Raw genomic sequence first — 13,727 nt, 5'->3', positions numbered from 1 at the left:
AATGTCCAAGCAACAGATCGGCGTTGTAGGTATGGCAGTAATGGGCCGCAACCTGGCACTTAACATTGAGAGCCGCGGCTACACCGTATCCGTCTTCAACCGCTCTCGGGAAAAAACTGATGAAGTTATCGCCGAAAACCCGGGCAAAAAACTCGCGCCTTATTACAGCATCGAAGAGTTCGTTGACTCGCTGGAAAAACCGCGCCGTATCCTGCTGATGGTGCAGGCGGGCGAAGCGACCGATAAAACTATCGCTTCACTGACGCCCCACCTGGATAAGGGCGATATCCTGATCGACGGTGGTAACACCTTCTATAAAGATACGATTCGTCGTAACAAAGAACTTTCTGAGCAAGGCTTCAACTTTATCGGTACCGGCGTGTCCGGTGGCGAAGAGGGCGCGCTGAAAGGGCCTTCTATTATGCCTGGCGGTCAGAAAGAAGCTTATGAACTGGTTGCGCCAATTCTGGATAAAATCGCTGCACGTGCCGAAGGCGAGCCTTGCGTGACCTATATTGGTCCGGACGGTGCAGGTCACTATGTGAAAATGGTGCATAACGGCATTGAATATGGCGATATGCAGCTGATTGCTGAAGCTTACTCCCTGCTGAAAAATGCGCTGGGCCTGAGCAACGAAGATCTGGCGAAAACCTTCAGCGAGTGGAACGAAGGCGAGCTGAGCAGCTACCTGATCGACATCACCAAAGATATCTTCACCAAGAAAGACGAAGAGGGTAACTACCTGGTTGATGTGATCCTGGATGAAGCGGCGAACAAAGGCACCGGTAAATGGACCAGCCAAAGCTCGCTGGATCTGGGCGAACCGCTGTCTCTGATCACCGAATCCGTTTTCGCACGTTACCTCTCTTCACTGAAATCCCAGCGCGTTGCCGCTTCTAAAGTACTGAGCGGCCCGACTGCGCAAGCATTCAGCGGCGACAAAGCTGAGTTTATCGAGAAAGTACGCCGCGCGCTTTACCTGGGCAAAATCGTCTCTTATGCGCAGGGCTTCTCTCAGCTGAAAGCGGCTTCCGATGAAAACAACTGGGATCTGAACTACGGCGAAATCGCGAAAATTTTCCGTGCTGGCTGCATCATCCGCGCCCAGTTCCTGCAGAAAATCACCGATGCCTATAAAGATACGCCGGACATCGCTAACCTGCTGCTGGCGCCTTACTTCAAAAATATCGCTGATGAATACCAGCAGGCGCTGCGCGACGTGGTCGCTTATGCAGTGCAGAATGGTATCCCAACGCCAACCTTCTCAGCGGCTATCGCCTACTATGACAGCTATCGCTCAGCGGTGCTGCCGGCGAACCTGATCCAGGCGCAGCGTGACTACTTTGGTGCGCATACCTATAAGCGTATCGATAAAGACGGCGTATTCCACACCGAATGGCTGGATTAATTCTCCGTTGCTTAAAAAACCTCCCAATGGGAGGTTTTTTATTGATTTCAGATAACTCTTTACCTCTCCTTTTGCTATTGTTTTCTTCCTGGCGTTTATCATTCCGCTTTTCATTTTATCAGTTGGGCATACCAGAAACATGAACCAAGAAAATAAGACAACTTCGGATCAGTCTTTACTTCGTCAGACCTTTTATAACAATGATGATGAGCTTGACCTGCTGGATGTTGTGGCTCAGCTGTGGAACGGTAAAAAGACCATTATCGCCACCGTGATTTTATTTTTGTTACTGGCTATCGCTTATCTCTTTTTGGCGAAAGAAAAATGGACCTCAGAAGCGATAGTTACCCAGCCCAGCGCGGGTCAGGTGGCCAACTATAACGCCGCGCTAAACGTGCTTTACTCCGAGTCGCCGCAGGATAAGCCGGGCGTGGTAGAGCTGCAGCATCAATTGTTCAACCGTTTTAGCGCCTCCATCACTGCGCTTTCCGGCGCGCTGCAAAATCTCGATCAGCCGCTGGCATTAAAAATTGCCTCAGTTACGGCAGGCCAGCCCGATCCGCTTAGCGTTAAGTTCACCGCGCAGACAGCGCAAGAGGCCCAGGCGCAGGTAACGCATTTTATACAGCTGGTAAATAATGACGTGGTGCAGGATTACGGCGCGGATATCAAACGCAACCTGGCGGTAAAAACTCGTGAGTTAACCGACTCGCTCACTTCACAGCAGGAAGTAGCGAAAGAGAGAAAAACGCGGCGTATCGAAGCGTTAAAACAGGCGCTGAAAGTGGCTGAAGATGCTGGTATCACTAGCTCGCAGCTGACTCAGGCGGAGTTTTTATCGGATGATACGCTCTATCTGCTGGGTTCCAGGGCGCTCTCCTCGTCAATTGCGAATGAAGCGACTAAGCCCTTGCCACTGGATGATAACTATTACGCTACCCAGCGCGCGTTACGCTTGATTCAGGATCTGAAAATCCAGGTCGATAATCTGCAGTCCTTCCGCTATATCATGGAACCTGATTTACCTATCCGTCGCGATAGTCCGAAAAAGGGCCTGACGCTGGTGCTGGCGGTACTGCTGGGCGGAATCGTTGGCTCTGCGGTAGTGCTGGGGCGCAATATGGCTTCGACGTACCGGCAGCGTAAACAGTCTGCCTGATAAAAAACCCGGCCGTGAGCCGGGTTTTTTGTTTTTACGCCTTATGCCTTGCGCGCAGGTTATTGATAATCGCGCTCAGATCGAGATCCTGATCCTGCAACAGCACCATCAGGTGATAGAGCAGGTCAGAGGCTTCGTTGGTCAGCTCATGACGATCGTTAACCGTGGCGGCCAGGGCGGTCTCGACGCCTTCTTCTCCCACTTTTTGCGCAATGCGCTTGGTGCCGCTGGCGTATAGCTTAGCGGTGTAAGAGCTGTCTGGATCGGCCTGTTTGCGTTCCGCCAGCAGCTGTTCCAGCTGATAAAGAAAGGTCCAGTCTGTTGCTGCGGGCGAAAAGCAGCTGGAGGTGCCCAGATGACAGGTGGGGCCAATGGGCTGCGCCAGCACCAGCAGCGTATCGTTATCGCAGTCGGGCGTGATGCTGACTACGTTGAGGAAATGACCTGACGTCTCGCCTTTAGTCCACAGGCGCTGTTTGGTGCGTGACCAAAAGGTAACCTTCTGCTCGCGCAGAGTTTTATCCAGCGCTTCCGGGTTCATATAGCCGTGCATTAATACTTCGCCGGATACCTGATGTTGGACAATTACCGGCATCATGCCGCCGGTTTTTTCCCAGTCCAGTTGGGAAAGCTGCTGTTCTGTTAACACGGGCGAATCTCCACACCTTGTTCAATCAGGAACCGTTTCAGGTCGCCGATATTGATAATCTGCTTATGAAATACCGAGGCGGCCAGCGCGCCATCGACGTTAGCGTCACGGAAGGCTTCGAGGAAATGGGCCATGGTGCCTGCGCCGCCGGAGGCGATAAGCGGCACTTTACACACCTCGCGCACTTTCTGCAGCTGCACTAAATCATAGCCGTTACGCACGCCGTCCTGGTTCATCATGTTCAGTACGATTTCGCCTGCGCCGCGCTTTTGCACTTCCTCTACCCACTCCAGCGTCTCCCATTGTGTAACCCGGGTACGCTTTTCATCGCCGGTATACTGATTAACGTGATATTTTCCGCTCTGCTCGTCAAACCAGGTATCGATGCCCACTACCATACACTGCACGCCAAAGCGGTCCGCCAGGCGCGTAATCAGCTCGGGATCGGCCAGCGCCGGTGAGTTAATAGAAATTTTGTCGGCGCCAAAAGAGAGGATCTGCGCGGCGTCTTCGGCGCTTTTAATGCCGCCAGCGACGCAGAACGGAATATCGATCACTTCCGCTACGCGCGCCACCCAGCTTTTATCCACCACGCGGCCATCGCTGGAAGCGGTAATATCATAAAAAACTAGTTCGTCCGCGCCTTCCTCAGCATAGCGCTGCGCCAGCGGCACGATGTCGCCAATGATTTCGTGATTGCGAAACTGCACGCCTTTAACCACCTGGCCATCGCGCACATCAAGACAGGGAATTATCCGTTTTGCCAGCATGAAATGGCCTCCGAAACCGTAAATTTATCTTCCAGCAGGGCGCGTCCAACAATCACACCCCGTGCGCCGCTGTTGCGCAGGGCAGCGATGTCATCCAGTGAGCCGATACCGCCGGAAGACTGAAAAGCGACCTGCGGGAAACGCGAGGATACTTCCTGATAGAGCGCAACGTTCGAGCCGCTTAGCGTGCCGTCACGGGAAATATCGGTGCATAACACGTGCTGTAGTCCAAAGGGCAGGAACTGCTCGATAACCTGCTCCAGCGTAACGCCTGCCGCTTCCTGCCAGCCGCTGATCGCCACCTCTTTGCGATTATCGGCATCGATGCGCACATCCAGCGCCAGCACAATCGCCTGCGGGCCAAACTCGTTAAACCAGCGCTGTACCTCTTCCGGCTGTTTCACCGCCGTCGAGCCAACCACCACGCGTGTTGCGCCCGCTTCCAGCAGTGCGGCGACATCGTCACGGCTGCGAATGCCGCCGCCAATCTGTACCGGCACCTCAACGCCCGCTAGCAGCTGTTTTAATAATGTCAGCTGACGCGCCGCCGGATTTTTGGCGCCGGTTAAATCGACCAGATGCAGCAGCTGCGCGCCCTGGTGCTGATATGCCTGCAGGCGCGGCAGCGGATCGCTCCCGTAATCGCGCTGCTGACCGTAATCTCCCTGATGCAGACGCACCACCTTGCCATCAATCAAATCTAACGCCGGGATTATCATCCTTACATCTCCAGGAAATTTTTCAGCAGCTGCGCGCCCGCTTTGCCGGAACGCTCCGGGTGGAACTGGACGCCGTAGAAATTGTCTTTCTGTACCGCAGCGGTAAAAGGCTGACCATAGTCGCACTGGGCGATGGTGTACGGGTTAACCGGCATCGCATAGCTGTGGACGAAATAGAACCAGCTGTTATCTTCAATGCCGCGAAACAGATGTTCGCCCGCTTTCGGCGTGACGCGGTTCCAGCCCATATGCGGCAGCGGCAGGCCGTGGTCGGTCATGAGCTCTACCGGCTGGTCAATAATCCCTAAGGTGGCCACCCCGCCGTTTTCATCGCTGCCGCTGCCAAGCAGCTGCATGCCCAGACAGATCCCTAAGGTCGGCTGGGTACAGGCTTTAATCAGCTCCACCAGCTCGCGTTCACGCAGCTGATCCATTGCTGCCTGAGCGGTGCCGACGCCCGGCAGAAGCAGCTTGTCTGCCTGCAGCACAATATCCGCCTCGCGGCTGACCTGCGGCTGATAGCCCAGGCGTTGGATGGCTGCTTTCACCGACGAGAGATTGGCGCAACCGGTATCCAGAATCACCACGTTCATTACAGCACTCCTTTCGAACTCGGCAGGGTGTTGCCTTCCACACGAATCGCCTGGCGCAGCGTGCGGCCAAAGGCTTTAAACAGGCTTTCTACCCGGTGATGATCGTTTTTGCCCTTGGTTTTCAGGTGCAGCGTGCTGGCCATCGAGTAGGAGAGGGAGCGGAAAAAGTGTTCCACCATCTCTGTGCTGAGATCGCCGACGCGCTGATAGTTAAATTCCGCCTTGAATTCGAGGTGCGGGCGGCCGGAAATATCCAGCGCGCAGCGCGCCAGGCATTCATCCATCGGCAGCACGAAGCCGAAGCGTCCGATGCCGCGCTTGTCACCCAGCGCCTTCAACAGCGCTTCGCCCAGCGCCAGACCGGTATCCTCTACCGTATGGTGATCGTCGATATAGAGGTCGCCTTTCACTTCGACGTTCATGCGTAGGCCGCCGTGCGTGGCGATCTGGTCCAGCATGTGATCGAAGAAGCCGACGCCGGTATTGATTTTGCTGCCGCCTTCGCGATCCAGCCACACTTCGATTTCAATCTGCGTCTCTTTGGTATTGCGGTTTACCTTTGCATAACGGTCGCGCTGCGTCAGCTTTTGGCTGATGGCGTTCCAGTCCAGGCCGTCCTGGCTATAGCGTAAGCCCTGAATGCCCATGTTTTGCGCCAGCTCAATGTCGGTGGCGCGATCGCCGATCACATAGCTATTCGCCTTATCCAGCGCGCCTTCCGCCAGCCAGGCTTCCACCATTTTGACTTTTGGCTTACGGCAGCCGCAGTTATCGGCCGGCAGGTGCGGACAGATCAGCACCTCGTCAAAACGCACGCCCTGCGAGTTAAAAACCTGCATCATCAGGTTGTGCGGGCCATCAAAATCGGCCTGCGGGAAACTATCAGTGCCAAGACCGTCCTGGTTGGTAATCATCACCAGCTGGTAGCCCGCTTTCTGCAGCGCCAGCAGCGCCGGGATCACATCCGGCTCAAAGGCCAGTTTCTCCATGCGATCCACCTGAAAATCCTGCGGGGGTTCACTGATAAGGGTGCCGTCGCGATCGATAAAAAGGGTTTTCTGACTCATGCTTACTCCACAATGCCGGCGGCGCCGGGCAGGGCTTGCAGTGCGGCGATCAGACGCTCGCACTCGTTTCGGGTGCCGATGGAAATGCGCAGGCATCCGGCGAGGCCCGGGTTCTTGTTCTGGTCACGCAAAATAATGCCCTGATCCCACAGCGATTTAAATACTGTCGCAGAGTCAGTAAAGCGCACCAGAATATAGTTAGTTTCGCTGGGAAATACCTGTTCCACGCAGGCAAGCGGCGCCAGCGCCGCCGCCAGCCAGGCGCGGTTAGCGTTTAGCTCAACGACATGCCGACGCATCAGCGCAACGCCCTCATCGCTTAGCGCCTGCGCGGCGATATCAGCCACCGGCGTAGAGAGCGGGTAGGGCGCGATCACTTTCAGCAGCAGCTCGATAACCGCGGCATTGGCCAGGGTAAAGCCGCAGCGCAGGCCCGCCAGCGCAAAGGCTTTTGACAGGGTGCGCAGCACCACCAGATGCGGATATTCCGCAATCCAGCCGGCCAGCGTCGCCTGCGGACAAAATTCGATATAGGCTTCGTCAGCCACCACCAACGCTTTGCCGCGCGTCATTTCCAGCAGCTCGCGGATAGCCTGCGGGTCAATCAAATTACCGGTGGGATTATTCGGGCTGCACATATAGACCAGCTTCACGCCGTCCAGCGCGGCGGCGATAGCGGGCAGATTCAGCTGCCAGTTATCCAGCGCCGGCACGGTGCGATATTCCACGCCGATAGTTTCAGCGCTCACGCTGTACATGCCATAAGTAGGCGGACAGAACAGAATAGCGTCCTGACCGGGCTCGCAGAAAGCGCGGATCAGCAGTTCAATACCTTCATCCGCGCCGCGGCTAACCAGCACCTGATCCGGGTTCAGACCGGCGTAGGCGGCGTAACGCTCAATCACCTGCTTTGGCTGGCACTCCGGATAACGGTTCAGGCTGTTTTGCGACAGTTCAAACGGGACCGGCAGCGGGTATTCGTTGGCGTTCAGCCAGACGTCGCCGTTGCCGCCGAGACGACGCGCCGACTGATAAGGTGTCAGCGCCCGCACGTTAGCACGCGCTAATTCAGCAATATTCAGGCTCATGCTTGCTCCTTCAGCGCGGCAACGCGCAGCGTAACGGCATTTTTATGGGCGATCAGCTGCTCGGCGGCGGCCAGCGTCTCAATAGTGGGGGCCAGGTTGAGGAAACCCTGCGGCGTTAGCTCCTGCACCGTCATGCGCTTTTGAAAATCAGCCAGGCCGAGGCTGGAGCAGGTAGCGGTATAACCATAGGTTGGCAGCACATGATTGGTGCCGGAGGCATAATCGCCTGCTGACTCCGGCGACCAGTCACCGAGAAACACCGAACCGGCGCTGGTAATCTGATCCACCAGCTCGCGCGGCTGGCGCGTCTGTATAATCAGGTGTTCCGGCCCGTAACGATTAGAGATCTCCACGCACTGCTGCAGATCGCGCGCGACGATCAGACGGCTGCTGGCTAATGCCTGACGCGCAGTGGCGGCGCGCGGCAGCTGTTCCAGCTGCGCTTCCACCGCTTCGGCCACCGCCTGAGCCAGACGGCGCGACGGCGTCAGCAGAATCACCTGTGAGTCAGGGCCGTGCTCTGCCTGCGACAGCAGATCGGAAGCGACAAACGCGGGCGTAGCCTCTTCATCGGCAATCACCAGTACTTCGGACGGACCGGCCGGCATATCGATCGCCGCGCCATCCAGACGCTGGCTTACCTGGCGCTTGGCTTCGGTTACCCAGGCGTTGCCGGGGCCAAAAATCTTATCCACTTTCGGCACCGATTCGGTACCGAAGGCGAGGGCGGCAATCGCCTGCGCGCCGCCGACCTGAAACACTTCCTGCACGCCGCACAGCTGCGCGGCGTAGAGAATTTCATCGGCAATCGGCGGCGGCGAGCAGAGCACCACGCGGGCGCAGCCTGCAATGCGCGCCGGGGTGGCCAACATCAGTACGGTAGAGAACAGCGGCGCTGAACCGCCGGGGATATAGAGCCCCACGGAACGGATCGGGCGGGTCACCTGCTGGCAACGCACGCCCGGCTGGGTTTCAATATCCACTGTCGGCAGCTGCTGGGCGCGGTGAAAGGTTTCGATATTCGCCACCGCTACCGCCATCGCCTGCTTCACGTTATCGTCGAGCCGTGCAGCCGCTTCGGCAATCTGAAGCGCGCTGATGCGCAGCTCGTCAACCTGGGTTTTATCAAAGGCAGCGCTATACTCACGCAGCGCGGCGTCGCCCGCTTCGCTAACGCGAGCCAGAATCGTTCGCACCGTTTGCGTAATATTGTCGGAAGCGGAAATCGCAGGCCGCATCAGCAGCGCCTGCTGCTGCGCCTCGTCGCACTGCTGCCAGTCTGTAAGCGTGTCAAAGCGGCTCATGGCATTACTCCATCATCTTCTCAATTGGCAGCACCAGAATGGAACTGGCGCCCAGCGCCTTTAATTTTTCCATGGTTTCCCAGAACAGGGTCTCGCTGCTGACCATGTGCATCGCCAGGCGACTTTGATCGCCCGCCAACGGCAGGACGGTCGGACGCTCAGCGCCTGGCAGCAGCGCAATCACCTCCTCCAGCCGCTCGCTTGGCGCGTGCAGCATAATGTATTTCGATTCACGCGCTTTGATCACGCCCTGAATACGCGTCATCAGCTTATCCACCAGCTCTTGCTTGGCGGCGGAGAGTTCGCCGTCGCGCTGGATTAGTACCGCTTTCGAACGATAAATCACTTCCACTTCGCGCAGGCCGTTAGCTTCCAGCGTGGCGCCGGTAGAGACCAGATCGCAGATAGCATCGGCCAGACCGGCGCGCGGCGCCACTTCGACAGAGCCATTCAGCAGGCAGGATTTAAAAGCGACGCCCTGTTTATCAAGATACTGTTTCAGCAGATGAGGATAGGAGGTGGCGATACGCGAATTTTGCAGGCACTGGACGCCGGTATATTCTTCATCAACCGGCATCGCCAGTGACAGACGGCAGCCGCCGAAATCGAGGCGGCGCAGGGTAAAATAGCGCGGATCTTCACCCTGCGCGCGGCGGGTCAGCAGCTCTTCTTCCAGCACGTTTTCACCGACGATGCCGAGATCCACTACGCCATCCATCACCAGGCCGGGGATATCATCATCACGCACGCGCAAAATATCGATTGGCATGTTTTCAGCAAAGGCGATCAGGCGCTGTTGCTGCAGATTAATTTTAATGCCGCAGCGCGCCAACAGCTCGCGTGATTCATCGCTTAAACGGCCAGATTTTTGCATAGCTATGCGTAAACGGGTGTTATCTAACATCTCTCCAGTCCTCTTGTCATTTATCCTGTCTGTTGCAGTCAGCCAAAAAAAAGCCCCCGGAAGAAGATCTTCCGGGGGCCATTTGCGCTCTGCACCACTGGAAGATCCTAAACGTCTTCCAGCACACATCGCCTGAAAGACTAGTCAGGATGATGGTGATGATGATGGTTGAACTGAACGCGTGTCATAATTTCTCTGCATGTATATTCATTTGCCTGTCAATTAACCTAGCGGAGATAGCGCCCATTGGCAACCGTTTTTTCGCCGACCGGGAAAATCTCTTGTTGCGCGAAGATTGTCACGCTGCGAGGCGTGACGTAGCCTTAGTATTAATCAAGCTAAAGCGTCAGGAGTGAAGATGAAAAAAGTCGCGATTGTAGGTCTGGGATGGCTGGGCATGCCGCTGGCAACGGCGTTAACGGCGCGCGGCTGGCAGGTCACCGGCAGTAAAACCACGCCGGACGGCGTCGAGGCGGCGCGCATGTGCGGCATCGCCAGCTGTGAGCTGCGGCTGACGCCAGAGCTGGAGTGCGATGCCGATGAACTGGAGGCGCTGCTGTCAGTGGATGCGCTGGTGGTCACCCTGCCGGCCAGCCGGACGGCAGAGGGCGGCGAGAATTATCTGCGCGCGGTGCAAAACCTGGTGGATAGCGCGCTGGCGTTTAACGTGCCGCGCATTATTTTCACCAGCTCCACCTCGGTTTACGGCAACGGTGCTGGCGTGATGAAAGAAACCAGCCCGCTGCAGCCGGTGACCGTCGCTGGGCAAACGCTGGTGGAGCTGGAGAACTGGCTGCACGATCTGCCGGGTACCTCGGTCGATATTCTGCGGCTTTCCGGGCTGGTGGGGCCTAAACGTCATCCGGGGCGTTTTCTGGCTGGTAAAACCAACGTGCCGGATGGCGAGCATGGGGTGAATCTGGTGCATCTGGATGATGTGGTCGCCGCCATTACGCTGCTGCTGCAAACGCCGAAAGGCGGCCATATCTATAACCTGAGCGCCCCGGCGCATCCGGCTCGCCAGCAGTTTTATACGGCGGTGGCCCAGCAACTGGGATTAACGCCGCCGACTTTTGCCGCGGCCGAAAATCAACACGGCAAGATTATCGATGGCAATAAAATCTGTGATGAGCTGGGTTTTGAGTACCGCTATCCCGATCCCGTGACCATGCCGCTGGGTTAAGCGCATCCCCTGATCCGCTTTGCGGCGGCCGGCCGACAGCCTGCTGTTATCAGACGCCAAGCCGATCGCGCAGCGCATACCAGGCGGCGCCCACGGCGGTTAGCGGCACTTTAAACCGCCGGCCGCCGGGAAAAGGCAGATGCGGCAGCCGGGCGAAGGCATCAAAACGTTCGGCGTCGCCGCGTAGCGTTTCCGCCACCAGCTTGCCGGCCAGATGGGTAAAGGTGACGCCATGCCCGCTGTCGCCCTGAATATAGTAAACCTGTTTATCCAGACGCCCCAGCTGCGGCATACGCGACAGCGTCAGCAAGAAGTTACCGCTCCAGCTGTGGCTGAGCTTGACATTTTGCAGCTGCGGGAAGGTTTTCAGCAGCTTGGGACGGATCAGCGCGGCGATATCCTGTGGCTCACGGGCGCCGTAGATAACGCCGCCGCCGTACAGCAGGCGGTTATCGGCGGTTAAACGGAAATAGTCCAGCAGGTAGTTACAATCTTCGACACAGTAATTATCCGGCAGCAGCGACAGCGCCTGGTCCGCGCTAAGCGGCTCGGTGGTAACGATTTGCGAACCGCAGGGCATGCTTTTGCGGCTCAGGCGCGGCTCCAGCTCCGGGGCAAGATAGGCGTTACCGGCAAAGATGACATACTTAGCGCTGACGTCGCCCCGCGCGGTTTTAACGAGGTTGGGCGCGCCGTAGATCACTTTTTCCACCGCCGACTGTTCATAAATTCGGCCGCCATGACGCCGTATCGCTTCCGCCTCGCCCAGCGCCAGATTTAACGGATGCAGATGACCGCCGCGCCGATCCAACAGTCCGCCGACATAGCGTTCGGTTGCGATGGCGCGCCGGATACCGCGCTCATCCAGCAGGTCAAGCTGCTGATTGCCGTAGCGTTCCCACAGGCGCTGCTGCGCGCGCAGATGTTGCATCTGACGGGCGTTCAGCGCGGCGAAAATACCGCCGGGACGGTAATCGCAGTCGATAGCATAGCGATCGATACGATCGCGGATAATATCGGCGCCCTCAAACATCATGCTGCCCAGCATACGCGCCGCATCCGCGCCGTAACGCTGCTCAATCACATCAATATCTCGGCTATAAGAATTCACCACCTGGCCGCCGTTGCGTCCGCTGGCGCCGTAGCCGACGCGCGCCGCCTCCAGCACCACCACCTCATAGCCGGCTTCGGTTAAAAACAGCGCGGAAGAGAGACCGGTAAACCCGGCGCCGATAATGCATACATCGCACTGCACCGAGCCATCCAGCTGTGGCCAGGGTTGATGCGGATTCGCCGTTGCGGCGTAATAGCTGTCCACATGATTCACTGCGGTCTCCTCAGGCGCTTAGAAGTTAGCGGGCGTGTGGGCGCTGACAATACGGCAGACCCGATTCGAGGTATTGCTAAAGCTGTGCGGCTGTCCGGTATCGATGACATAACTTTGCCCGGCCTGCAGCAGATAGCGCTGCCCGCTAATGGTCAGGGTAATTTCGCCCTCCAGCAGCGTGCCGGTTTCCTCGCCCGGATGGCGGATTTTTTCGCCAGTGGTTGAGCCCGGCTGATAGGTTTCCAGCAGCATCGCCAGATTATGGCTGGCGCGGCCGTTATGGATTAGCTTCAGCGAAACGCCCTGACTGCCGATATCAATCAGCTCATGCGGCTCAATAACAATTTTCGGCGGCGTATTTTTCACCGTCTCTGAAAAGAATTCCGACAGCGACAGCCCGTAAACTGTGAGTAGCTTTTGTAGGGTACTGACCGCCGGGCTGACTTTATCCTGTTCAATGGTGCTGATAGCGCTGTGCGTCAGACCGGCGAGCTCAGCAACGCGCCGCTGCGACAAACCTAACTCTTGCCGGATTTGAGACAGGCGGCGTCCGGGGGCGAGAGTGGCTTCGTTCATAGCCGTTTTTCCTTGCGATAGTGGTGACAGGCGTTGATAAATGCCTCAAACAGCCGGGACGAGGCGTCTGAATCCTGATAGCGCCACTCCGGATGCCACTGAACGCCAATGGCAAACGGATGATCGGGGATGCTGACCGCTTCAATCACGCCATCCGCGGCGGTAGCTTCAGCCTGTAAGCGCGGCCCTGCATCCTTAATGCCCTGCTTATGCAGTGAATTCACCTGTAACGATCTGGCACCGCCCAACAGACGCGCCAGCTGACCGTCGGCCATTAGCTGAACGGGATGCGCTGGCGCATATTGCTCGGCCAGCGGCGCATCGGTATCGGCATAATGCAGCACCTGCTCGCTGGGAAGCTGCCGATTCAGCGTGCCGCCCGCGGCCACCACCAACTCCTGCATGCCGCGGCAAATCGCCAGCAGCGGCAGGCGCAGTTTCAGCGCCTGTGGGATCAGCGTCAGCGCCAGTTCATCCCGTCCGGGGTCGCTCTCGCTCTCTTCTCCTGAAACGTTATAGCGCCAGGGTTCGATATTGCTGGGGCTGCCGGGCAGCAGCAGTCCATCAAGCAGCGGCAGCGTACGGTGGGAAATGGTCTCGCCCAGTCCGGGCCGGTGGGGCAGTGCGGTAACCACGCCGCCGACATCCATAATCGCATCAAGATATTTTTGATGAAGCACCCAGGTGGGATGCCCATCCTTTACCGTATGGCACATCACCACGCCGATCAGCGGTTTGTCCATTATTCTTTCCACATCTTTTCACTCCGGCTGGCAAATATTTCTGACAAAGCCGCCCTGAACAGGCTGATTTAAGCGCCCGGTTTCAGGCGCTGGCTGCCCGGTAGCGGGAGAGAGCGTCGCCTGTGGTTCAGGCGCATCTGTTTTCAATCTAGTCAGGCTTTGTTCAATATTCAAACCACTCTGTAACATTTGCACACTTTTTGACTTATGACTATGTTCTAAATATGGCCGTTATTT

Annotated in this window: 16 protein-coding genes and 1 other annotated feature; of the genes, 3 read left to right on the top strand and 13 right to left on the bottom strand. The window is 57.1% G+C overall.

Annotated features, from left to right (window positions below; translation table 11 throughout):
- The first annotated feature begins 1 nt into the window (after window position 1).
- Both gnd and wzzB read left to right on the top strand, forming a co-directional pair.
- A complete protein-coding gene (gene gnd / locus K6958_RS13100) occupies window positions 2–1,408 on the top strand; it encodes an NADP-dependent phosphogluconate dehydrogenase (RefSeq protein ID WP_249891505.1) in 1,407 nt (468 codons plus the stop codon).
- Between the two features lie 139 nt (window positions 1,409–1,547).
- A complete protein-coding gene (wzzB, locus tag K6958_RS13095) occupies window positions 1,548–2,567 on the top strand; it encodes an LPS O-antigen chain length determinant protein WzzB (protein ID WP_249891504.1) in 1,020 nt (339 codons plus the stop codon).
- 34 nt (window positions 2,568–2,601) lie between these two features.
- On the opposite strand, the gene hisIE is transcribed toward wzzB, so the two are convergent.
- The 9 genes from hisIE to hisL all read right to left on the bottom strand — a co-directional run bounded on the left by hisIE (window position 2,602) and on the right by hisL (window position 9,849).
- The gene (hisIE, locus tag K6958_RS13090) at window positions 2,602–3,216 is read right to left on the bottom strand and encodes a bifunctional phosphoribosyl-AMP cyclohydrolase/phosphoribosyl-ATP diphosphatase HisIE (protein WP_249891503.1); all 615 of its coding nucleotides are present in this window, start codon (window positions 3,214–3,216) and stop codon (window positions 2,602–2,604) included.
- The gene (hisF, locus tag K6958_RS13085; protein WP_249891502.1) at window positions 3,210–3,986 is read right to left on the bottom strand and encodes an imidazole glycerol phosphate synthase subunit HisF; all 777 of its coding nucleotides are present in this window, start codon (window positions 3,984–3,986) and stop codon (window positions 3,210–3,212) included. Before hisF ends, hisIE begins: the two co-directional genes overlap by 7 nt.
- Window positions 3,968–4,705, bottom strand: a complete 738-nt coding sequence (hisA, locus tag K6958_RS13080) for a 1-(5-phosphoribosyl)-5-[(5-phosphoribosylamino)methylideneamino]imidazole-4-carboxamide isomerase (protein ID WP_249891501.1) — start codon at window positions 4,703–4,705, stop codon at window positions 3,968–3,970. Before hisA ends, hisF begins: the two co-directional genes overlap by 19 nt.
- A gap of 2 nt (window positions 4,706–4,707) precedes the next feature.
- Window positions 4,708–5,298 carry an imidazole glycerol phosphate synthase subunit HisH gene (gene hisH / locus K6958_RS13075; protein WP_249891500.1) on the bottom strand — a complete coding sequence of 197 codons (591 nt, stop codon included), beginning with the start codon at window positions 5,296–5,298 and terminating at the stop codon, window positions 4,708–4,710.
- On the bottom strand, window positions 5,298–6,365 hold the full coding sequence (gene hisB / locus K6958_RS13070) for a bifunctional histidinol-phosphatase/imidazoleglycerol-phosphate dehydratase HisB (protein ID WP_249891499.1): 1,068 nt from the start codon (window positions 6,363–6,365) through the stop codon (window positions 5,298–5,300). Before hisB ends, hisH begins: the two co-directional genes overlap by 1 nt.
- A gap of 2 nt (window positions 6,366–6,367) precedes the next feature.
- The gene (gene hisC, locus K6958_RS13065) at window positions 6,368–7,453 is read right to left on the bottom strand and encodes a histidinol-phosphate transaminase (RefSeq protein WP_249891498.1); all 1,086 of its coding nucleotides are present in this window, start codon (window positions 7,451–7,453) and stop codon (window positions 6,368–6,370) included.
- On the bottom strand, window positions 7,450–8,757 hold the full coding sequence (hisD, locus tag K6958_RS13060) for a histidinol dehydrogenase (protein WP_249891497.1): 1,308 nt from the start codon (window positions 8,755–8,757) through the stop codon (window positions 7,450–7,452). Before hisD ends, hisC begins: the two co-directional genes overlap by 4 nt.
- 4 nt (window positions 8,758–8,761) lie before the next feature.
- Entirely contained in the window at window positions 8,762–9,661 is a 900-nt protein-coding gene (gene hisG / locus K6958_RS13055; protein ID WP_249891496.1) for an ATP phosphoribosyltransferase, read from the bottom strand.
- Window positions 9,662–9,705: 44 nt separating this feature from the next.
- Window positions 9,706–9,826: a sequence feature (His leader region), on the bottom strand.
- Window positions 9,802–9,849, bottom strand: coding sequence for a his operon leader peptide (hisL, locus tag K6958_RS13050; protein ID WP_100396937.1), 48 nt, complete (start codon window positions 9,847–9,849; stop codon window positions 9,802–9,804). It overlaps the preceding feature by 25 nt.
- Window positions 9,850–10,019: 170 nt before the next feature.
- Between hisL and K6958_RS13045 the strand changes: the two genes are divergently transcribed.
- Complete coding sequence (locus K6958_RS13045; protein WP_249891495.1) at window positions 10,020–10,844, top strand: SDR family oxidoreductase; 825 nt, start codon at window positions 10,020–10,022, stop codon at window positions 10,842–10,844.
- A 49-nt stretch (window positions 10,845–10,893) separates the two neighbouring features.
- On the opposite strand, the gene K6958_RS13040 is transcribed toward K6958_RS13045, so the two are convergent.
- The 4 genes from K6958_RS13040 to K6958_RS13025 are packed head-to-tail and all read right to left on the bottom strand — an operon-like array spanning window position 10,894 to window position 13,679.
- A complete protein-coding gene (locus K6958_RS13040) occupies window positions 10,894–12,171 on the bottom strand; it encodes an NAD(P)/FAD-dependent oxidoreductase (RefSeq protein WP_249891494.1) in 1,278 nt (425 codons plus the stop codon).
- Between the two features lie 18 nt (window positions 12,172–12,189).
- Complete coding sequence (gene puuR, locus K6958_RS13035; RefSeq protein WP_249891493.1) at window positions 12,190–12,747, bottom strand: HTH-type transcriptional regulator PuuR; 558 nt, start codon at window positions 12,745–12,747, stop codon at window positions 12,190–12,192.
- Window positions 12,744–13,490, bottom strand: coding sequence for a gamma-glutamyl-gamma-aminobutyrate hydrolase (puuD, locus tag K6958_RS13030; protein WP_434085165.1), 747 nt, complete (start codon window positions 13,488–13,490; stop codon window positions 12,744–12,746). Before puuD ends, puuR begins: the two co-directional genes overlap by 4 nt.
- An 18-nt stretch (window positions 13,491–13,508) precedes the next feature.
- Entirely contained in the window at window positions 13,509–13,679 is a 171-nt protein-coding gene (locus K6958_RS13025) for a hypothetical protein (RefSeq protein ID WP_249891491.1), read from the bottom strand.
- Window positions 13,680–13,727 lie beyond the last annotated feature (48 nt).

Source organism: Mixta hanseatica, assembly GCF_023517775.1.
GTDB classification, from domain to species: domain Bacteria; phylum Pseudomonadota; class Gammaproteobacteria; order Enterobacterales; family Enterobacteriaceae; genus Mixta; species Mixta hanseatica.
This window is presented reverse-complemented; position numbering and strand designations above follow the sequence as displayed.

Coding starts and splice junctions, on each gene's coding strand:
- hisC (WP_249891498.1), bottom strand. CDS start 7,453: ATGAGCCTGAATATTGCTGAATTAGCGCGTGCTAACGTGCGGGCGCTG.
- hisH (WP_249891500.1), bottom strand. CDS start 5,298: ATGAACGTGGTGATTCTGGATACCGGTTGCGCCAATCTCTCGTCGGTG.
- hisF (WP_249891502.1), bottom strand. CDS start 3,986: ATGCTGGCAAAACGGATAATTCCCTGTCTTGATGTGCGCGATGGCCAG.
- hisA (WP_249891501.1), bottom strand. CDS start 4,705: ATGATAATCCCGGCGTTAGATTTGATTGATGGCAAGGTGGTGCGTCTG.
- puuR (WP_249891493.1), bottom strand. CDS start 12,747: ATGAACGAAGCCACTCTCGCCCCCGGACGCCGCCTGTCTCAAATCCGG.
- wzzB (WP_249891504.1), top strand. CDS start 1,548: ATGAACCAAGAAAATAAGACAACTTCGGATCAGTCTTTACTTCGTCAG.
- gnd (WP_249891505.1), top strand. CDS start 2: ATGTCCAAGCAACAGATCGGCGTTGTAGGTATGGCAGTAATGGGCCGC.
- K6958_RS13025 (WP_249891491.1), bottom strand. CDS start 13,679: ATGTTACAGAGTGGTTTGAATATTGAACAAAGCCTGACTAGATTGAAA.
- puuD (WP_434085165.1), bottom strand. CDS start 13,490: ATGGACAAACCGCTGATCGGCGTGGTGATGTGCCATACGGTAAAGGAT.
- hisG (WP_249891496.1), bottom strand. CDS start 9,661: ATGTTAGATAACACCCGTTTACGCATAGCTATGCAAAAATCTGGCCGT.
- hisB (WP_249891499.1), bottom strand. CDS start 6,365: ATGAGTCAGAAAACCCTTTTTATCGATCGCGACGGCACCCTTATCAGT.
- hisD (WP_249891497.1), bottom strand. CDS start 8,757: ATGAGCCGCTTTGACACGCTTACAGACTGGCAGCAGTGCGACGAGGCG.
- K6958_RS13045 (WP_249891495.1), top strand. CDS start 10,020: ATGAAAAAAGTCGCGATTGTAGGTCTGGGATGGCTGGGCATGCCGCTG.